At 49.1% G+C, this 21,063-nt stretch carries 17 protein-coding genes; 2 read left to right on the forward strand and 15 right to left on the reverse strand.

Annotation, left to right across the window (positions count from 1 at the left end):
* Positions 1-34 precede the first annotated feature (34 nt).
* From EZJ49_RS10905 to EZJ49_RS10940, 8 genes are all read right to left on the reverse strand, one after another.
* Positions 35-1,483, reverse strand: a complete 1,449-nt coding sequence (locus EZJ49_RS10905) for a methyl-accepting chemotaxis protein (RefSeq protein WP_262552154.1) — start codon at positions 1,481-1,483, stop codon at positions 35-37.
* A gap of 80 nt (positions 1,484-1,563) precedes the next feature.
* Positions 1,564-3,819: an ACT domain-containing protein gene (locus EZJ49_RS10910; RefSeq protein WP_262552155.1), complete on the reverse strand. Its 2,256-nt coding sequence runs from the start codon at positions 3,817-3,819 to the stop codon at positions 1,564-1,566.
* 226 nt (positions 3,820-4,045) lie between these two features.
* On the reverse strand, positions 4,046-5,692 hold the full coding sequence (gene mutS / locus EZJ49_RS10915; protein WP_262552157.1) for a DNA mismatch repair protein MutS: 1,647 nt from the start codon (positions 5,690-5,692) through the stop codon (positions 4,046-4,048).
* Positions 5,613-6,917, reverse strand: coding sequence for a UDP-N-acetylmuramate--L-alanine ligase (locus EZJ49_RS10920; protein ID WP_262552158.1), 1,305 nt, complete (start codon positions 6,915-6,917; stop codon positions 5,613-5,615). Before EZJ49_RS10920 ends, mutS begins: the two co-directional genes overlap by 80 nt.
* A gap of 1 nt (position 6,918) precedes the next feature.
* The gene (locus tag EZJ49_RS10925) at positions 6,919-7,980 is read right to left on the reverse strand and encodes a serine hydrolase domain-containing protein (RefSeq protein ID WP_262552159.1); all 1,062 of its coding nucleotides are present in this window, start codon (positions 7,978-7,980) and stop codon (positions 6,919-6,921) included.
* Complete coding sequence (locus EZJ49_RS10930; protein WP_262552161.1) at positions 7,980-8,918, reverse strand: LD-carboxypeptidase; 939 nt, start codon at positions 8,916-8,918, stop codon at positions 7,980-7,982. The genes EZJ49_RS10925 and EZJ49_RS10930 overlap by 1 nt, the downstream gene beginning before the upstream one ends.
* A gap of 3 nt (positions 8,919-8,921) precedes the next feature.
* Positions 8,922-10,205: an adenylosuccinate lyase gene (purB, locus tag EZJ49_RS10935; RefSeq protein WP_262552162.1), complete on the reverse strand. Its 1,284-nt coding sequence runs from the start codon at positions 10,203-10,205 to the stop codon at positions 8,922-8,924.
* The gene (locus EZJ49_RS10940; RefSeq protein WP_262552163.1) at positions 10,202-11,506 is read right to left on the reverse strand and encodes a hypothetical protein; all 1,305 of its coding nucleotides are present in this window, start codon (positions 11,504-11,506) and stop codon (positions 10,202-10,204) included. Before EZJ49_RS10940 ends, purB begins: the two co-directional genes overlap by 4 nt.
* A gap of 172 nt (positions 11,507-11,678) precedes the next feature.
* On the opposite strand from EZJ49_RS10940, the gene EZJ49_RS10945 reads away from it, so the two are divergent.
* Positions 11,679-12,239 (forward strand): glutathione peroxidase, encoded by a 561-nt coding sequence (locus EZJ49_RS10945; RefSeq protein ID WP_262552164.1) that lies wholly within the window; start codon positions 11,679-11,681, stop codon positions 12,237-12,239.
* 101 nt (positions 12,240-12,340) lie between these two features.
* On the forward strand, positions 12,341-13,114 hold the full coding sequence (locus EZJ49_RS10950) for a porin family protein (RefSeq protein ID WP_262552165.1): 774 nt from the start codon (positions 12,341-12,343) through the stop codon (positions 13,112-13,114).
* A 7-nt stretch (positions 13,115-13,121) separates the two neighbouring features.
* Here EZJ49_RS10950 and EZJ49_RS10955 read toward each other — a convergent pair whose 3' ends face one another.
* From EZJ49_RS10955 to EZJ49_RS10985, 7 genes are read right to left on the reverse strand one after another with little or no spacing between them, the layout of a single operon-like run.
* Complete coding sequence (locus tag EZJ49_RS10955) at positions 13,122-14,492, reverse strand: sodium-dependent transporter (RefSeq protein ID WP_262552166.1); 1,371 nt, start codon at positions 14,490-14,492, stop codon at positions 13,122-13,124.
* The gene (gene der / locus EZJ49_RS10960) at positions 14,492-15,844 is read right to left on the reverse strand and encodes a ribosome biogenesis GTPase Der (RefSeq protein WP_262552167.1); all 1,353 of its coding nucleotides are present in this window, start codon (positions 15,842-15,844) and stop codon (positions 14,492-14,494) included. The genes EZJ49_RS10955 and der overlap by 1 nt, the downstream gene beginning before the upstream one ends.
* On the reverse strand, positions 15,822-16,733 hold the full coding sequence (era, locus tag EZJ49_RS10965; RefSeq protein ID WP_262552168.1) for a GTPase Era: 912 nt from the start codon (positions 16,731-16,733) through the stop codon (positions 15,822-15,824). Before era ends, der begins: the two co-directional genes overlap by 23 nt.
* Entirely contained in the window at positions 16,734-17,438 is a 705-nt protein-coding gene (gene rnc / locus EZJ49_RS10970) for a ribonuclease III (protein WP_262552169.1), read from the reverse strand.
* A complete protein-coding gene (mtaB, locus tag EZJ49_RS10975) occupies positions 17,435-18,778 on the reverse strand; it encodes a tRNA (N(6)-L-threonylcarbamoyladenosine(37)-C(2))-methylthiotransferase MtaB (RefSeq protein WP_262552171.1) in 1,344 nt (447 codons plus the stop codon). The genes rnc and mtaB overlap by 4 nt, the downstream gene beginning before the upstream one ends.
* Complete coding sequence (gene mnmA / locus EZJ49_RS10980; RefSeq protein ID WP_262552172.1) at positions 18,763-19,845, reverse strand: tRNA 2-thiouridine(34) synthase MnmA; 1,083 nt, start codon at positions 19,843-19,845, stop codon at positions 18,763-18,765. Before mnmA ends, mtaB begins: the two co-directional genes overlap by 16 nt.
* On the reverse strand, positions 19,838-21,043 hold the full coding sequence (locus EZJ49_RS10985) for a cysteine desulfurase family protein (protein WP_262552173.1): 1,206 nt from the start codon (positions 21,041-21,043) through the stop codon (positions 19,838-19,840). The genes mnmA and EZJ49_RS10985 overlap by 8 nt, the downstream gene beginning before the upstream one ends.
* Positions 21,044-21,063 lie beyond the last annotated feature (20 nt).

Here is a 21,063-nt window from a genome sequence, read left to right on the forward strand (position 1 = left end):
AAACCCAGCTCATAACAAGCTGGGTTTTTTGTTTTTAAGCCGCCAGCTTTTTCGATTCTTCCCCGCGCACCATCAGATTCAGCATTTCCACCAAACGACGCAGCTCTTTACTTTGAGCATTCAGATCCTCGGCCGCCGCGGAGGTCTCCTCTGCCGCCGCCGCGTTGGCCTGAGTCGCAGAATCCAACTGTGTTGTCGCCGTGGAAATCTGCGCCAACCCCTGTGCCTGCTCCCGCGAAGTCACTGCAATTTCTGAATTCACCAAGGCTAGTTTTTCGATAGCCGCAAAGACCTGCTCCATGGCTTTGTGACTGCTACTGGCCAGTCGCGCACCCTGTCCGGTTTTTTCCGCGCTTTGGGAAATCAATTGGGCGATCTCCCGGGCCGAAGTGGCACTTCGTTGAGAAAGTCCACGCACGGCTTCAGCCACCACGGCAAAACCCCTCCCCTGCTCTCCAGCCCGGGCGGCCTCGACTGCGGCATTCAAAGCCAGTAGATTTGTTTGAAAGGCAATGTCATCAATAATGCCCACAATCTCCTGAATCTGCCGGGAGCTGACCTCGATCTCTGTGATTGAGCTTAAGAGCTCCTGCAATTGCGCTTCGCCTTCTTTTGAAAAGCGCATCGCAGTTGAGCTTAAGTCCCGGGCCATCTCGGCCCGATCCGAAGTCAAGGTAACCTGACTGTTGATCTCCTCCAACGATGCCACAGTTTCCTCCAATGACGCCGCCTCTTGTACTGTTGCGCTGGACAAAGCCTGACTGGATTTCGACATCTCTGCAGCCGCCGCCTCGACGTGAGAACCGGATTCATTCAGCGTGGCCGAAAGAGATTCAAAACTTCTATTTAGCTTTCGACTTAAAAGAGCGGCAAAAATCAAACTGCCCGCCGCAAATATCCCGGCAGACAACCACATCAAAAACAGAACTCTTTCACGGACAAGTTCGGCATCGGCAATGGATTTCTTATTGGCCTCTTTCAATACAGCCCCCATGCGCAACAGTACTTCCGTCATCTGGTTGGCTTGTCCCACCGTTGCTGCCAGCTCTTTAGCCAATACATTGGCGTCATCCATTCCCACACGAGAAAGAATTTTCTTGTAGTCTTTTTCCAGATCTTTCCAGATTTGCACGAAGTCCTTCAGATTCTGCTGGTTTTCCGCAACAAGCCCAATCCTTTGCAGGCTTTCGATGGTTTGATCCATCTCCTGGAATCTTCTATTTAAGGACTGGACTGTGATCTTTTGCTGATCAGGGTCGTGAATGGAAAGATCCTGCCACAACAGTCTTGAAATCGCGTTGGAATGAATTCGGGCATCCCCGATCATCTGTGTGATGGGGATGCGCTTTGAACTTAATCCGCGAATCACCTCATCCAGATTCTGAATTCCCCGCAAAGCCACCACCGAAGTCAGAATCAAACCCAGCACAGGCACCGTGGAAAGCAGCAGCAGTCTTCCATTGAGACTTTTCAGAATTTTCATAACTCACCTCTTGCAACATCCCGTCTATCGGTGAGTCTGAATTATTACTTTTTAGAAATGCGCAAACAGCATGACTGGCATCATGCCGGACGGAATCTATCTTGAAGAGCCCTCACAATTGACTCAGGTTCCCCTTGAGCTTTCACGATAAATATATCATCCACCTGTCGCCCCCAGGTATGCACGCGTGCTGACTTAATACTGATCCCCAAATCACTTAAAGCCCGGGCGGCGGAAGCCAGTAAGCCCGTTTGATCGGCGGCCTTAAAGCTGATCACCCATTCTTTTTCATCGGCACTGACAATTTGAATCGAATCAAACTTCACATTCGGAATGGGCTTACTTTGTGTCGAGCTGTTTTCAAGTATCCTGGTCAGGGTGGTTACCGGCCGTGAACTGCTGACCTGGAACCAGTCGTAAACTCCGACTTTTGGCAAAGTCTGAATCGAGGCATGACGAATTCCCAGGCCCAGCGAATAGAGTTGTCCCACGTAATCACTGAGCAACCCTTGACGGTCCTCTTTGTGATGGAAGCGAATCCACAGGTCCCCTTTGCGGGTTTTAATCACCAAAGGCTTTAACGAAGCCTCACTGATCTCGGCTTTTTTCAAATCCGTCACCAGATCTTTTAACGAAACACTTTCAAGCAATTGCAGTCCCAGCTCTTCCACCACCTCGGCATCAAGCTGCAACTTCTTGCTTTTCTTTAAGGCCGCAAAATCAAAATAATTTTGCGCACGCTTTGATTGAAGACTTAGCACCAAGTCCTTTAAAAGTTTGGCTTTCCACTCGTTCCACGCCTCAGGATTGGTGGCACGAATGTCGATGGCGGTGAACAGGGCCAGACGTAAAAGCCGGGCCCCGCTAGCGCCTTTATTGCGCAGTTCCTGCCAGACCCTGGGGTCCTTGGGGTCTTTGCGGAAAGCGGCTTGCGAAAGCTCCAGATGGTTTTGCACCATCCACTTTACTTCGGTGGTGAAAGCCTTGCTGAATCCATAGGACTTGAAATCACGCTCAGTGATAGTGACGCCCAAGTCCGAATGATGTTCGGTGCTTTCCATGCCCTTGGCCAGATCATGATAAAGACAGGACCAGCTTAAAATACGCCAGTCCTCAGTTGTGAGTTCTTTGGCGATGAATTTCAGTGGCCCTAGTTCGGAAGGCTTTTTATAGACACGTTTGACCTCGCGGCAGGCCTGCATGATATGGGAATCTGCTGTGAAGCGGTGGTACTGATCATGTTGAACATAACCGACCAAGCGTCTGATTTCAGGGACAAGTTTGTCGATCAGGCGAGAGCGAAACACGCTGACTAAAAGCTCGTCGGAGGTTTTTACATCCAGAACTTTATCCAGCACCTGTCCTCGACGTTTCGCCGCAGACTTCACCACGCTATCCGGCAACAATGTGTCCAGATTCTCGCGGACTTTCTTCTGAACTAAAACACGGGAACTCTTATGTAACGCAGTTAAAAAATCCTCGAACTTTTTGAAGGATTGGTTTTCGATTTTCTTCAGATCTTTTTCAGAGGCCTCGGCGACTTCCACGATCCAGTCCGAATAGAAATGCACGCGGGACAAACCACGCTGCAAGTCGCGCATAAAATCCTTGTGCGACTTAAAGCCCATCCATTTTGCCATATCAAACTGTACAGCACCGGAAAGAATGTCGCCATGACCTTCCAAATGAAGCTTCTGCCTTAAGCTTAGGAAATAACTGCGGTAGTATTGCAGAACGTTCAAGGCATGGCCGGGATTGGTGAACTTTTCTGCGAACAGTTCGTATATTTGCAGGCCTTGTTCCAGATCACGCAATCCCCCCGGGCCGAACTTGATGTTGGGCTCCAGATAGTTGGTGATGGAATCATAACGCTTTTCACGATTCTTGCGTTCGTCCTTTACGGCACGCAAAAGACCACGGCGGAATTGATTTTTTTTACTCCAGATGCGCTTTTGTTGTTCGAATAGCTTTTGCGCGGCCTCCGGGGTCCAGGGGCGGGCTTTTAACAATGCTAAGATATCAAACGCTTCGACATTCTCAGTCCAGTCTGCCGGATTCTGGGGCATACGATAGCGCAGCTTCAGGCCTTGTTCTTGAAGCGCATCCACCAGCAGGCGAACTTTTTCTTCATCACCACAGAATAAAACATCAATATCGGATTTAGGACAAAGCTCCCCGCGCGCCCAAGAGCCAATAATGATAGGATGACAGTCTTTCCATTCCGGACGGGATTTAAAAAGCTCTTCCAGCCGATCCCCCAGCCACAGGGAAAGATTCTCTGCCGAAAAGCAAAACACCTGACGAACATCTCCGTCAGGTGTCATCAAAGGAGGCATTAAAACCTCCTGAGCTTGATTCCATTGTTCCGAATTCAAAAAAGACTTCTGCGCCATACACCCATGGTAAACGAAGCCCCAGCCCAAGCAAAACAAAATCCTAAGTTCTCAATCCCTCCGCAAGAGTCAATCGGCCTATAAAGGCTTCAGACAAGGCGGGAGGAAGGTAAGCGCGGAGGCCTACTCTCAGTAGGCCGCACAAGCGCACCGACCGAGCAACGCAGGATCAAGCCTTAATGGACTGGTTGGAGACTAGTTCTTTCCATTTGGCGATTTGGTTCATCGCTTCTAGTGGACTCATCTGCATCAGCGGATACTTCTCCACCTCATCCAGCAAATTCTTCAAGCTCTCTGAAATCTGAGTCGCTTCCGGAAGATCCATCTCCAGCGCCGGAATTTCCACATCCGCGGACAAGGAATCCAACAAAGACAACTGACTGGAGGCCTGAACACGTTTGGATTCAATATCTCTTAGCAGGCTTTTCGCACGACGCGTGACTGTTGCTGGAAGTCCTGCCAACTCTGCCACTTGCACCCCGTAAGACTTCAGCGCAGGCCCTTTGACCAAAGTATGCAAGAAACGGATTTCGCCATTTCTTTCCGCCACGGTCATGTGGGCGTTAGTGATCTGACCAAAGCTTTGATCCAAAGAGGTCAGTTCGTGATAGTGAGTCGCAAAGAAAGTCAGCGCCTTCACTTCACTCAGAAGATGTTCCAAAATAGATTGCGCCAGGCACATTCCATCAAACGTGCTGGTCCCGCGACCCACTTCATCCAGAATCACCAAAGAATCTTTGGTGGCGTTCTTCAGCATTGCAGAAGTTTCTGTCATCTCCACCATGAACGTGGAAAGACCTTCAGACAACTGATCGCTGGCACCAATACGCGTGAAGATCGCATCAAAAATTGGCAACTGAGCTTCGTCACAAGGAACGAAAGAACCCATTTGCGCCATGATCGCGATCAACGCCACCTGACGCATCAAAGTCGATTTACCGGCCATATTCGGTCCGGTCAGCAGCAGACAAGAATGCTGGCGAAGTTCGATGTCGTTAGCGACAAAGTTCTTTTTCACAGTTTGTTCAACCACGGGATGACGGCTGGCTTTCATTTTCAAAGAACCATCGGCAGTGAAACTTGGGCGAACGTATTTTTCTTCAAGGCTCAACCACGCAAGGCTTGAAACCACATCCACTTCGCTGCACTCATGCGCCAGCCCCAACAAGGCCGGGCACTGATTCAGAATCTCTTTACGAAGAGCTTCAAAGAATTCAAATTCCAGATCCGCACGCTTGGTGTTGGCACTCAAGACCTTGCGTTCCAGCTCGATCAATTCATCCGTGCAATAGCGTTCAGCATTAGTCAAAGTCTGCTTGCGCTGATAGTTCGCAGGGACTTTGTCTTTGTGAGAATTTGTGATTTCGATGTAGTAACCAAAAACATTGTTATAGCGGATCTTCAGACTGGAAATTCCGGTCTTTTCTTTTTCTTCCGCTTCCATGCGAGACACCATGGCCTGCGCATTGGTGGAAAGCTCGATCAATTCATCCAGCTCTGCGGAAACTCCGTTGCGAATCAGGTAACCTTGTTTAGTTGCCAAAGGAGGATCTTCGACCAGAGTGCGCTCAATTTTATAAGCCAGCTCACGCAAAGATTCAAAATTCGCGGTGCCGCCGGTGGCATGAACCAGAACTTCCAAAGAACTGATCCCGGCATGAACACTTCCAGCCAACGCCAGAAGATCACGACCATTGCACTGTGGTTGAGAGATCTTACCCAAACGGCGCTCGATATCACCCATCTGCCCCAGAGTATGATGGCACCATGAACAACGGTCGCTTCCCTCTGAACTTTCTATTTGTTGTGGCTGCACAGTTTTCTTCGTCGATCTTGGTTTGATCAAAAGCCTTTGCCAGCAACACTTCGTGAGAGCCCTTAAAAGCTTCCACGTAGTCCTTTTGGAAGACCTTGCGACGGGACGTTGCACTTCTGGGCTCAAACACTGAGAACACCTTGCGGCCCGGATATTTTTTCTGAATGCCCTTCACGGTTTCACGCACGGCCGTTGGATGGTGAGCAAAGTCCTCAATCACCAAAATACCGTTCGGCTCTCCCAGAATTTCCTGACGGCGCTTGACACCCTCGAAAGATTCCAAGGCAATCTGGATGCGGTTTTCAGAGAAGCCCAGCATCTTCGACATCGCCACCACAGCCGTCGCATTCAGAACATTGTACTCGCCCGTGATCTGCATAGCATAAGGCCCCAGAATCTCTCCCCGATGATGAACCTCAAAACCAAGACCATTGGCGTTCTGGAACATGATCTTCGCGCGGAAGTCCGCCTCAGCACCGAAACCATACGTGAACGAGTTTTTGCACTTGGCAAGTTTACGCAGTTCCATCACGTTGGCATCTTCTGAACACGCCAGCAAAGTGCCTTCTTCCGGAATCAAGCTCATCAACCGCGCAAAAGATTTTTTTACATCGTCCAGATCTTTATAAATATCCGCATGGTCAAATTCCACCGAAGTCAGAATCACATGTTTCGGACGATAGTGAATGAACTTTGGAACTTTATCGAAGAAGGCCGTGTCGTATTCGTCACCCTCGATGATAAAATAATTGCCTTCAGGGTTTTTAAAGGATTGAGAAAAATTCTTCGGAATTCCACCGATCAGGAAGCCCGGCTTCACGCCCGTATTTTCCGCCACCCACGCCATCATGGAAGTTGTCGTGGTTTTCCCGTGAGTTCCCGAGATCACAACGCTTTCACGATTTTCAATGATGAATTCACCCATCGCCTTTGGCAAAGACGTGTAGGGAATCCCCAGCTTCATCAGCTCTTGCGCTTCTTCGTTATTCGCGGAAATCACGTTCCCGACAATCACAAAATCCGGTTTCGGGTGCAGGTTTTCCGCCTTGTAGCCCTTCATGATGTTGATGCCCAGATTTTCCAATTGCGTGGACATCGGTGGATACGGATTGGAATCACTGCCTGTGATTTTGAAACCACGGTCTTTCAAAAGACCGGCCATTGAAGCCATCGCGGTTCCGCAAATACCCATCAAGTGAATGTGACTGCCTGGTTTGATATTCATTTTAAAGTCCACTTCTTCTGTAGTTTTCGACAATCCAATTATGAATTTCCGGACGAAGTTTGCCAAAGGCTTTATTGTCCGCTCCATAAAGAACGCGATTTGAAAGGATGCACACGCTCAAGTCCATCTTCGGATCATACCAGACCGACGTCCCGGTAAAACCTGTGTGCCCAATAGAGTCCAAAGAGAAATAAGTCCCGCAACTTGCAGAGCCCGGCGTCGGCATCATATAACCCATCGCCCAGTCCCCTTTACCTTCCGGCAAAGCACGCTTGGCGAAAAGTTGAGCCGTCTTCTGACGGATCGAATAACGAGCAATACCCAGCAAATGCGAACGCAAGTGCAGTGAGAACCACCCCACATCATCAATGCTTCCAAACAATCCGGCGTGTGTCGAAACCCCACCGAGCGCCCAGGCATTCAGATCATGAACCTCCCCCTGCACCAGCTTACGGCGCACGGGACATTCTTCAGTTGGAGCATACAACGACACCTTGTTTGTCATCTGATTGTTCGGATGGAATTCCAGGGTTGTCCCCAGATAGAATTTATTCTTAATGTCCCCCCAGACATCATCCAAAGATTTATCGTAAAGTTTTTCAATCACATAGCCTAAAACCAAAAAACCCACGTCAGAATAGACAGCCGTTTCCTGCTTATCCAATTTCAATCCCTGCAAAATGGACTGCAATTGCTCGCGGCGTTTTTCACGCGGCAAAGACGTGTTGATTTCCTGATACAGCGGCAACCACCATGGAAGCCCCGAGCTGTGAGTCAGAAGCTCTGTCACGCGGGTTTCTTTGTGCTGGAACCACGACAACAAATCACTGACCTTGGTTTCAAAATTCCATTTGCCGCTTTCATAGGCCTGCAACATCGCCTGAGTCGAGAAAATCACTTTCGTCAGACTGGCCAGATCATAATATGCGTAAGTATTTCCCACAGCGATGTCACAGATAATGCGACCGCCCTGATACGCTCTGACCATCACACCCGGGGTCGTATCACGGATACGGTCTTCCAACTGCGAGATCAGATTTTTTTCCAAGATAGAATATTTCATTACGGACGTCCTCCGGTTTCGATCTGCAACAACACACGGCCTTTAGCAACCTTGAGTTCGCAGGAAGTATTAAAAGGAACTGGACGCTGCACAGGCGCATGCCCGGCTTCAAGTCCCTTAAAGAGCGGGATCTCCAGATCCTCAGCCCAACGTTTAAACACTTTGCCTGTTTTATCCTCGCCATTCCCGCCGGGTTCTTCACCCCCGAAGAAATCACCTAAAATCAGGCCCTGACATTTCTTAAACACACCCGCCTGACGGAACTGTTCAAACATACGGTCCACGCGATAACCGCGCTCGCCAATATCTTCCACGAACAGAAGCTTTCGGTCGGCGTTGATCTGCCACGGAGTCCCCATCGAAGACTGTAGCACGGTCAAATTTCCCCCGGTGATACGCGACTTGATATTTTTAACCTCGCGAGCCGCCTGATTAAGCGGTTTCAGTTTTTTAAATTCAATCTGGCGAACTTTCCCAAACAGAATGTCATGAATTTCTTTTTCATGTTTGGTGGAAACCATATTGCGCCCCAGGCGATCCAAGAGCGGCGCATGCAGCGTGGACCAGCCCCATTCCTGCGTTACAAAAGTATGCAATGAAGAAATATCACTAATCCCAATCAACAGCTTTGGCGTTTTCGGTTTCTTTAACTTTGCCAGATAAGGCAGCAGACGGTTGCTGCCATACCCACCGCGCAGACACCAGATCACCTGAGAATCCTTAGATTCAAGAGCAGCCTTTAAAAAAGTCCAGCGCGCCTCATCTTCGTGCGCATGCAGAAAGTGCGGCTTGATGATCCCTTTAGGAATGCGTGGCTGCAAGCTCCACTTCAACAGGAAATCACGGGCGCCCTCAACTTCATGAGGCTTTGACGGATAGCCCGGCGCCACCACATCAATCACATCGCCTTCTTTTAAAAACTTCCAATTTCCAGTCATGAGCTACACCCGTTTGATAATTTCTTTGATGGCTTTTTTATGCTTTTTCCCAGTGAAGATCTCGTCGATTTCTTTTGGTTTCAGTAATTTACTGATCTGATCATCCACCATCAGCTTGTCCTTCAAGTGCTCGCCATAGGACAGAGAATGGCAAAGGCGCTGCACCAGAGCATAGGCCTCTTCGCGGATCATGCCCTTCTGAATAAGTGCCAGCAAAACATGCGAACTAAATATCTGCCCCTGCGAACTTTCAATATTATCCAACATGCGTTTTTTATTCACATCCAGACCATCCAAAAGAATCGTCATGCGATGGCAGGCATAGTCCGCCACAATAAATGCATCCGGGAACACCACGCGTTCCACTGAAGAATGGCTGATGTCACGTTCATGCCACAAGGCCACGTTTTCCAGACCGGCAATCGCATAGCCGCGCAGCAGGCGTGATAATCCCGTGATATTCTCCGCACTGATAGGATTTTTCTTATGAGGCATGGCCGAAGAGCCCTTTTGCCCCTTCGTAAAACCTTCAGTCACTTCCGCTACATCACTGCGCTGCAAATGACGAAGCTCCACGGCCAAACGCTCCAGCCCCGTGCCCAGAATTGCCAAAGCCGACAGCATTTCAGCATGACGGTCGCGCGGGATTACTTGCGTGGCAATGGTTTCGGTTTTTAGTTTTAATTTCTTAGCGACCATGTTTTCAATCTTTGGCGCCTGACTGGAATAAGTGCCCACAGCTCCGCTGAGCTTGCAGATCATCATGCCGTCTAAAGCCGCCTTCACGCGTTTTTTATTTCGCTGAGTTTCAGCCAGAAAGCCCGCCATTTTAAAACCAAAAGTGGTCGGTTCGGCAAACATGCCGTGCGTGCGCCCTGCGCACAGAGTTTCCGCGTGGCGGTTCACCAGAACCTTCAGGGATTTTTCAAGACCCTCCACAGATTTCATCAAGACCATACCGGCCTCTCGAACCTGCAAACTAAAAGCCGTATCCAGAACATCTGAAGATGTCAGACCGTAGTGAATGAATTTACCTTGAGGCCCCACGTTTTCAGCCAGATTGGAAACAAAGGCGATCACATCGTGCTTTGTTTGGCGTTCAATTTCAGAAATTCTTTTAACGTTGAAGCGGGCTTTTTGTGCGATGGTCTTCGCCGCCCCTTTCGGAATGATGCCCAGTTGAGCCTGCACTTGCGCAACAGCGATTTCAACTTCCATCATCTTACCGAATTTGTGATCAGAATCCCAAAGAAGACCCATTTCAGGGCGAGTGTATCTTTCAATCACGAGTTCTGTTCCTTTCGCTTCTTCTCTTTTTGTTCTTTGAGCAGCTTTTCTTTCCACCAGGTCACGATGCGACTTTGGATGGATTCATGGTTGTCAAAGTACGAACCCCAGTTGTAGTTCGGCCAGACCTCCGGACCATCCAGATGCAGGTTCCCGTAAGAACTGCGGCCGCGGCGCACGCCTTGTTTTTCACCGAACACCGGGAAACGCGAAGCCCCCAGTTGTGCATAGGTGTAATAATACTCCTGCGGGAAACTAAGAATTTGCGGATCAGTCAAAGACATGCGTTCTTTCAGGTGATTCTTCATGCGCTCACTGCGCACAGTCAGATATTCCTTGTTAAATCTTTGCACTGTGGGAATTCGCATCCAAACATCAAACTGCTCTGGCAAAGAAGTTCTCTGCAGCACCATCATATTTTCGTGTGTCCAAGGGGAGTCCACATCGTCAATGACCACCGTATGCAGTGGCAGACGGTCCCGCTCAAAACAGGATTGCAGACCCACACGGTAACGCACCCAGCACCATTCCGGCTCCAGAGCACCCTCTGGGAAGAAATATTTCCCCAAACGCTCATTCAGGAAATAGGTTTCTTCACTGGTTAACATCCACACAATCTGCTCCAGACGGAACAGCCCCTGTTTTTCACCAGAAAGCTCCAGACCGGTGATGGACTTGCCGCCACCAAACGAAACGTCCATGATCTGATGCGGTCGAATGACTTCCACGCCTTTGCTGGCCAACCAGCTTAAGGATTTTTCCAGGCCATTGCGAGTGGCCTGACGAACCAGAAACGAAGACGATAGCGGAGTCGAAACTCCCATCCGCGCGCCCTTGGCATTGGACGTGTAAGTCGTGCCTGACCACTGATGCGCCAGATGCAAAATCCAACTGGCATCAAAATCAAGAGCATCCAGATTTTTATATAAACTTCTGGCAGCTTTGTCTCCGCCACCACCGATCAGATGTTCTTTCACCTGTGACGACAACGAGGACTGATCGATTTTATATTTTGTAACAGGACCTTTGAATTCAAAAGGCCCCTCTTTCAACCACAGAGTGAATCCATTTGAAACTTCATCGAACGGATCATCCGAATACATTCTTTCAGACTGAGATTCTGAAATACGTTCGTTACGGAAAAAACCAAAAGGTCCTTCGACGTCTTCCGACGGCCACACACCCAGTTTAGTTGATACATCAACAAGAGTTGTTTTGATTCCCTCTTTCGCCAAAGCAGCGGCCAACCAGTGACCTCGACCAAAAGCTGAAATTAGGATAACGGGACTGCCAAGTTCCATCGCCGCAAATGTCTCCTGTTTTTGAATTGAAATTGAATCCTAAAGGCTCTTAATGATTAGAAAATCACGAATTGATAAAGTCAAAGGTGCGCACCGCATCCAAATTGCCCGCCCGGCTTTTTCTTGTGATTTCCAAAGAGCGAACCTAGAATACGCTCATTAGGAGGAACTCATGCGTCTTTTAACTCTCCTCGGCCTCGTTTTTTGCACTCAGTTGGCGTGGGCTGACACTTCCACACCCCCGACCAGCTTCTTTGATCTTTCTGCCAATTCCTTAAGCGGTAAGAAAGTGAACTTCTCAACTTACAGAGGCAAAGTCGTCCTTGTTGTAAACACAGCTTCGCAGTGTGGCTTCACTCCGCAGCTCAAAGAATTGGAAGAAATGTACAAAAAATATGCAAGCCGTGGCTTCGTGGTTCTGGCGTTTCCGTCCAATGACTTCAAGCAGGAAAAAGGTTCCAATGAAGAGGTTCAGACCTTTGCGGAAAAAGAATTTGGCGTGACATTCCCTCTCTTTGACAAGGCCCCGGTCACAGGCAAAGACAAACAGCCCGTGTACCAGTTCCTGACGACACAAAAGCCGGGACTTCTATTCAAAGATGTGGCCTGGAATTTTGAAAAGTTCCTGATCAACCGCAAGGGGCAGGTCATAGAAAGATGGAGCTCCATCACCAAACCTTCCTCTGACAGCATCACCAAGGCCGTCGAAAAGGCCCTCAACGAGCCACTCTAGATGTCTCAGCCTGAGACAAACTGCGACATCTGGACTTCGTTTTGATACTTTACTTTGAAGTTTTCCCCGTTTTGATTCGATAATATCAAAAGGGGGATCTTGTGAAAACCACAGCTCGATTACGTACATACAGCCTTCTTGTAGTTCTTTTTTCCATGGCGATGGCCATGCCCCAAAAATCACTGGCTCAGTCTGATCAAAAATCCTATTTGCTTTCTCAAGTTGATGTGGACGAGGCTTACGATCCATTCACTGATTATAGTGAGTTTGAAGAGGAATCCGACGAAGAAGCGGACATCAACTTTTTCCGTAACGGACGCTTTTTCACGATTGGTCTTGCCGGAGGCATGCGCGGCTTTACCGGTAACTTTGCAGATGCTTATTCCTCCGCTCCGACCTTTGGTATTTTCCTGACTTACTTCTTTGATCTTCGTTTGGCCATGTCTTTGGGCTTTCAAACTGGTGACCATTCGGTTCAGTTCAAAGTTCTAAACAAAACCGATCCTTACGAAGGAAATGTGTCGATCACGGCGATCAATTTCGACTTAAAGTACTACATGAACACTCAGAACGTCACTCGCGGTCTGGCGGATTTAAATCCCTACATCCTAGGCGGCTTGGGGCAGTTCTATCGCACCTACACCATTGCGGGACTTGATGGATTCAGCCGTGATTCCACAATGGGTTTTGATATCGGTGCCGGTCTTGAGATTCCTTTGATGCGCAAAAAAGCCTATCTGGGCTTGCAGGGCACTTATCACTACGTCAACTTCAGCGATGAAAACAAAAACTACGTGGATGGTACAGAAAAGCTGGAAAAGAATCTGGCCGGTGACTTCTATAACTTCCTGGTGATCCTGGGAATGAACTTCTAAGCCAGCGCTACTGGGTAAAAACACCCACGATTTGCAACAACAGGCCCAGCAAAATCACAATAGGGCCTGCCCAGCGCAGAATAAACAACCAGTGAGGATACATGGAATAGCTGACGAACTTGTCCTTATCGACAAAACCCAGCTCTTTTTCCTTTTCTGAAATTCCCATATTAAAAGCAATCAGAATTCCCAGCGCCACCACTGGCAGCAACCAATTGATCAGCAAAGAGTCCAGATTTTCAATCAATGAGCGCCCGCCCACCCGAATGTCTTTAAAGATGGAACTCGACAAGGCCGGCAGAACTGTTAGCAACAATGCGATCGCACCGGAATACCATGTGGCCTTTCCGCGCTCCATTTCCTTTTGTGCATCCACCCAGTTGGAAACAACCACTTCCAGTAAACCGATACTGGCATTTAAAGCCGCCAAATACAGACACACAAAGAACGCCAGACCAAACAGCACCCCGCCCGGAACCCCAAGTAAATACTTCGGCAAAACCTCGAACATCAATGCCGGGTCCGTTAACGGCACATTGGATGCCTGAAATGCCACCGGGAAAATCATCACCACCGCAATCATGGAAATCATCGTATCGACAATCGTCACACGGAATCCTGCGGTGGGAATATGGTCCTCTTCACGCATATAAGAACCAAAAGTCACCATCGTACCAAAACCCACCGACAAGGTGAAAAACACATGCCCCAAGGCGTGATTTAAAGACGACCAGGTTAACTTTGAAAAATCAGGATAAAACAGAAAACGCAAAACTTCCGGCGTGGATGGCAAAGAGAAAGAGCGCATCACCAGAATCGCCACCAAAGCCACAAAGAGCGGCATCGTATAACCGATCCAGCGTTCAAGGCCCTGCTGAACCCCTTTGACCACAACCACAACCGTGATCAGAATATGCGCACTGGCCAACATCAACTGCAACCAGCCGTTAGACATCAAGGCCGCCAGGTTGGTTTTATCAACCACCTGATCCGAAGACGAAAACAGAGAAATCAAAAACTGCGTCAGGAAGTGCAAAACCCAGCCACTGATCACCGAATAATACGACAGAACAACAATACTGACCAAAACCGCCAGCCGCCCGACCCAACGCAAAGAACGCACGCCGGACTTTTGCCCCATCTGCTGAGTGGCCACGATCACCGAACGACGTGTGCCTTTTCCCAGCATCAGCTCGGCAATCAGAAGCGGAGCCCCGATCGCCAAAGCCATGAATCCATATAACAAGATAAAAGCCCCGCCCCCATTTTCCCCCACCACGTAAGGGAAACGCCAAAGATTTCCAAGACCGCAGGCAGAGCCCACGGCCAGAAGATAAAATCCATAGCGTGTTTTCCAGGAGCCGCGCTTAGTTGCCATTATTCTCCGCCACCACTGCCGCCACGGCGTGATTTCATACAGAAGATACGAATCGGCATCCCGTGCAGATCCCAACGTTCCTTGATGTTCTTAATCAGGAAACGACGATAAGAATTCGTCACCCCGTCAGGGTGGTTGGCAAAGGCAATAAATGCCGGTGGTCTTTGATACGTCTGAGTCAGATAATAGAACTTCACGTTCGTCGTCCCCCAAACCGGAGCCGGGGCCTTACGAATCGTTTCAAAGAAGAAGTCGTTTAGTTCCGCCGTTGGAATACGCATGGTCATCTGATCAGCCACACGCTCGATCATCTCGAACATGTCTTCCAAACCATACTGAGTCTTGGCACTGGTGAAAACAACATTGACGTCAGTAAAGAAGTGGAACACGCGTTCAATCTGGTCACGGAAGGTCTTGCGATACTCCGGAACTTCTTTGCCACCCAAGTCAGATTTATTTGCAACCACGATCACACCCTTGTGATCTTCCAGAATGGACTGCATGATACGGGCATCCTGATCCGTGGGTCCAATAGTCCCATCAACCACCAGCAAGATCAAATCCGCCCGGCGAATGGCTTCCTGAGATTTAAAGGCCGAGATGATTTCCAGATCTTCCTCACGCTTGGCTGAGCGACGCAGACCTGCGGTATCAACCAAAGTGTACTTCTTCCCGTTATAAACAAACGGAGAATCCACAGAGTCAATCGTCGTTCCCGCAACATCGGAAACGATCATACGATTCACACCCAGGATCGCATTACACAAAGAGCTCTTGCCGACGTTGGGCTTACCCACGATGGCGATATTGATGCCCTCTTTAACCGTGCCCGGATTTTCAGGGATTTGTTTGGTGATCCATTCCAGAACATCAGCCACGCCACGGCGCTGTTCAAATGAAGCCGAAATGATATCCACACCGAATTCATAGAAATCCGCTTTGGCCATATCCGCTTCAGAATCGCGGTCCACCTTATTGATCACCAGCAGGAACGGCTTTCCAGTCTGCTTGGCCACACGGATAATATCACGATCTTCCGGCACCAGACCGGCACGACCATCCATCACCGCCACGATCAAATCCACAGAGTGCAGGAATTCCGTCACTTGTTCTTTGATCAGTTTAGAGAAAATATCCCCGGCCTCTGTGATACCGCCAGTGTCGATCAAATCAAATTGTTTACCCCAGATATCAACGGGTTCAATGATAATATCACGGGTTACGCCCGCCTGATTTTTTACCACGGCCTTACGTGTGTCCGTGATGATATTAAATAGCGTTGATTTACCTACATTCGGGCGACCGATGATCGCCACCTTCGGCGCAAACTCAGTCCTTTGATTCAACGACATAGCCCAGCTCCTTCATCATACGTTTATTGGAGAACCATTCAGGCTTGCTCGCCACATTCAGGTCCAGGAAGACTTTTTCTCCCATCAGTTTTTCAATTTCCTTGCGTGCTTCCATGCCGATCTGTTTGATCATGGCGGCACCTTTTCCGATAACCATCGCTTTGTGACTTTCTTTGCCGACAACAATTTCGGCATAGATCTTAGGCACCGGCTTGGCGTCTTCCTCGAACTTCACAATACGAACTGCGATCGAGTAAGGAACTTCGTGATGAAGAGCATCGAAACATCTTTCACGGATGATCTCAGAGGCCATTTCCCGCACGTTTTCATTGGTATAAAGCTCTGTATCGTACAAAGGAGCCGGCGATTCTGGAAGAAGTTCCATGAACTCAATCAAAAGTGCTTCACGCTCTTCCTGATCGTTTTTAGAATCTTTGACGGAAACAGAGAAAGCTTTTCCACCAGCGTCTTCCACCATCTTGCGAATGATCATCACACGGTGAGCTTTTTCCTCAATGTCAGTTTTGGTAATCACCGCCATCCAGGGTTTGCCACTTTTGGAAACCATTTCGATGACTTTTTCAGCGTCTTCAGGACGCTCTTCATCAACAGAAAGAATCGCCAGCAGGGCATCAGAGCTGCCAATAACCTCTTTGGCTTCCTGAGCCAGGAAGCCATTAAGACCTTCATCCGCACGGATCAAACCCGGAGCATCCACGAAAATAATCTGTCCTTTGTCCGTACTCCAGATCCCCAGAATACGACGACGGGTTGTTTGAGGCTTTGCAGAGACGATGGACACCTTTTCATCCACAAGGAAGTTCATCAGTGTGCTCTTCCCTGCGTTTGGCTGTCCGATCAGACCTAAAAATCCGGCTTTGTAACTCATTTAATTCGTCTCCTTGTATTTCATCTCAAGGGCATTTTTTGCCGCCATTTGCTCGGCATTCTTTTTACTGCGGCCCCGCCCTTGAGCCCAGACATCTTCTTTTACTTTCACACACACCAGGAACTCCCGGTCATGCGGAGGTCCTTCTTCCGCCAGAACCTCATATCTTGGCGTTTCTTTCGAGGACTTCTGGACCAGTTCCTGCAAGCGGGTTTTATAATCCCGCTCGAAGTCCTCGTGACGACACACCCGATCCGCCAACGGAACAAACTCCTGACGGATAAAACTGCGCGCCACCGTAAAACCACCATCCAAATACAAAGCTCCGATAATGGCTTCAAAGGAAGACGCGATCAATCGCGGTTTTTGCGCACCACCTGTTTGCGCTTCGCCTTTTCCAAGCTGCATCAGCTTGTTCAAACCCATATCCAGAGCCAGTTCAGAAAGAACTTCCTCATTGACGATACTGGCTCTTTTTTTCGACAGGCCCCCTTCGGTGTCTGTCGGGAATTTTTCGTATAAGAACTCCCCCACAACCAGATCCAGAACCGCGTCGCCCAGGAACTCCAATTTTTCATTGTGCTCAACACAGTTGCGCAGCTCATTGGCAAAACTTTTGTGGGTCAAAGCTCTTTTTAAAAGCGCCTGATTCTGAAACTGATATCCCAGACGCTCTTCCAGAACCTTTCGATACTGATCATTCATGTCAGGACCTCGCCAATCAGATGCCCTTCCATGTGTTGCTTATTGGAATGATCATATCCTGTAATCTTAACTTCAACTTCCTGACCTGCCCAGTGATCCAGGAAGCTGTCAGCTCCTGTGATATCCACTGGCCAGTAGTCATGACTTAATCCCTGACCGCCTTTGGCGGCATTTTTAAGAACCAACACCTTCTTCTGTGTTCCGATCTGAAGCTGGGCCTGTTCGGCATAACGGGCAATACTTAAATCACGCAGACGTGCGGCCCGTTCAGCACGAACATGCGGATAAACAGACACATCCATCGCCGCCGCTCGAGTGCCCTGACGCTCACTGTAGGGAAATACGTGAAGCTTCGTCCATGGCAAGTCTTTCAGACAGTCATAGGTATCCTGAAACTGTTCTTCCGTTTCCGTCGGGAAACCGGTGATCACATCCATCCCCACAAAACTGCCCGGCACACGATCTGCAATCGCACGCAGAGATTTTTGCACGTCAGCTTGCGTATATTTGCGTTTCATATGGAAAAGCACATCCGTATTGGCACTTTGAATGCTCATATGGAAGTGCGGGCACAGGCGGGAATCCTGATACAAGTCCAACAGGCGATCAGAAACTTCCACCGGCTCTAAACTTGCCAGACGGAACCTGGGAACTTTGGTTTTCAACAGAAGATTTTCAAGCAGATCTTCCATCACATAAGTCTTATCACCGACTTTGTCTTCGTAATCCCCGATATGCACGCCCGTCAGAACCACTTCACGGGAACCTTGAGCGTAGAGATCATTGATACGATTCACCAGGTCCGACACAGGGATGGAACGGCTTTTCCCGCGAGCGTAAGGAATAATACAATAAGTGCAGAAGCTATTGCAGCCGTCCTGAATCTTCAAGAAAGTCCGGGTGTGTTCTTTTTCAATGCCACCACCAGCTTCCAGATCTTCTTTTTTGAAGATGTTGGATTTGAATACTTTTTCAGTCAATTCTCCGCGGAAGTGTTTATTCAAAAGATCCGGCAAAGAACCTTTGTGAGAATTGGCCACAATCAGGTCCGCCCCCGGCAAACTTGAAAACGACCCGGTATCCACCTGAGCCGCACAGCCCGTTACCACCACCGTGCAGAAAGGATCTTTCACTTTCAGGCGACGGATATAGCGAACAGCCTCTTTGGTGGCTTCGGCCGTCACCGCGCAGGTATTCAGCACGTGAATACGCGCGTTTTTTTCGCCGGAAACAATCGGTGCAAAACCGCTGGCATTCAGGTTCTTCTGAATCAGACCCGCGTCGTAAGTGTTCACCTTACAACCGAAGGTGTGGACCTGATACTTCATAGAGTGATCCATCCGCCCCCCACAAGTTGCTTATCACGATAGAACACAGCCGCCTGACCGGGAGTCACGGCTCTTTGTGGTTCAGAGAACTGCAATTTAAAGCCATTCGGAGTTTTAAGAACCTTGGCCTCAGAGCCTTTATGCTGATAGCGGATCTTCACGTTCATGATCTCGCCGTCCTGAATTTCATCCAGCAGTTTTGGATCAACCACATCGACTTCGTTGGCGAAAAGATATTTTTCGTCCCCCACCCAGACCGTGTTGTCAGTGGCATCAATTTTAATAACAAAAAGCTTTTCATGGTGATCCATGCCCAAGCCTTTGCTTTGACCGTAGGTGAAGTTATGAATCCCGTTGTGCGGGGCCATCACCTCACCATTTGGATAGCGCTTCAAAAGACCTTTTTTGGACGCCAGAATTTCCGGCTGTACTTGGCCTTTGATAAAGTTCTGATACCCTTGTCCACCCACAAAGCAGATGCCTTGAGAGTCTTTCTTACGAGCTGTCACCAGACCGCGACTTTCAGAATAAGCCCGCACTTCCGGCTTTTTCATATCCCCAATAGGGAACAAAAGCTTCGGAACCAGTTCCGGCTCAATAGTGAACAGGAAATACGTCTGATCTTTCCAGTCATCTGTGGAAGTGTGAATAGAGGACTTGCCCTTTTCATCGGTCACGATCTTGGCATAGTGGCCGGTGGCGATGTAGTCGCACTCCAGCTCTTTCATCTTTTTGACCAGATGATCAAACTTCAAATAGGTATTACAATTCACGCAAGGAAGCGGCGTCTGCCCTTCCAGATACGCTTTCAAGAAAGGATCAATCACCGCAGCACGGAATTTCGCCTCGCAGTTGATAACGTAAAACGGAATCCCCAGGCGGTCCGCCACAGATCGGGCGTCGTCCACGTCGATACTGGAACAGCAGGTGCCGTTTCCTTCCTCAATATCGCAAGAGGAATAATCCCAGACTTGCATCGTGGCTCCAATAACTTCATAACCCTGTTCGACCAAGAGCGCAGCCGCGGCGGAACTGTCCACGCCTCCGCTCATAGCAACAAGGACTCTCCCTTTAGACATGACAAGAATCTCCTTCGTCATCGTTCAGTGATCGCAAGCGATCCACTACTGTTTTCAATGTATCTACAAACAAGTCCACTTCTGACAAAGTACTTTCCCACCCCAGACTGACTCGCAGACTGTTTTGCGCCTCAGAACGTGCCAAGCCCATCGCCAAAAGCACCGGACTGGGTTCGGGATTTCCGGAAGAACAGGCTGCCCCTGTGGAAACGGCAAAGCCTTTGATATCCAAAGACATCAGCATGGTTTCCCCGTCAGCACCTTTTAAAATCAAAGAACTGGTGTTCGGCAGACGCGGACTTTCCACGGCCGTGATTGTCACGTCGGTGATTTCCGCCAGAATGCGGGCTTCCATGTGATCGCGAAGTGCTGCGATAGCGCGAGCCTTTTCTTCGATCAAAGACACTCGTTTTGCCACGACACCCAGACAACCAATACCCAAAGTGTTTTCAGTGCCACCACGGCGATGTCTTTCCTGACCGCCTCCGTGAATCAGAGAACTCACGTTGGAACCTTTTTTGGAATAAAGAACCCCGGTGCCTTTGACAGAATAAAACTTGTGACCCGAGAAAGAGGCAAAGTCCACATTCAGATCGTGCAGGTTCACTGGCACTTTGCCAAAAGCCTGAACCGCATCCGTGTGGAAGAGCGCGCCTTTTTTGTGAGCCATCTCGGCCATCTGCTTGATCGGGAACAAGGTGCCAGTTTCATTATTGGCAAACATCACAGAAACCAAAGCGGTTTCCTCGCTGAGATGTTCTTCATAGAATTTCAAATCAATTTGTCCCTGACGATTCACGGGAATAAAATCCACGCGCGCGCCCAGAGCTTTCAGATGTTCCATGGTCTTCATCACACTGGGATGCTCGACGGAAGAACACATGAAGTGCGTGCGACCGCGCTGTTCTGGAGTCAGGAACTGAGCTGTCTGGTAATAATCAAACAGGCCTTTTAGAACGGTGTTGTTCGCTTCACTGCCACCGGAAGTGAAAATGATTTCCAAAGGATGTGCGCCGACCGCATCGGCCATGGCTTTACGCGTATCACGCAGGATGTTTTTCGGCTGACGGCCGCTCCAGTGGATAGAGCTTGGATTCCCCCAGGCCTGCGCAAGCTCTGGCAAAGCAGCCAGAACTTCTGCACACACGGGGGTCGTGGCATTGTGATCAAAATAGTGAAGGACTTTGGTTGATATCATAAGCGCACGGAACCTATCAC

Origin of the sequence: Bdellovibrio bacteriovorus (assembly GCF_025558485.1) — a bacterium.
Lineage (GTDB): Bacteria > Bdellovibrionota > Bdellovibrionia > Bdellovibrionales > Bdellovibrionaceae > Bdellovibrio > Bdellovibrio bacteriovorus_G.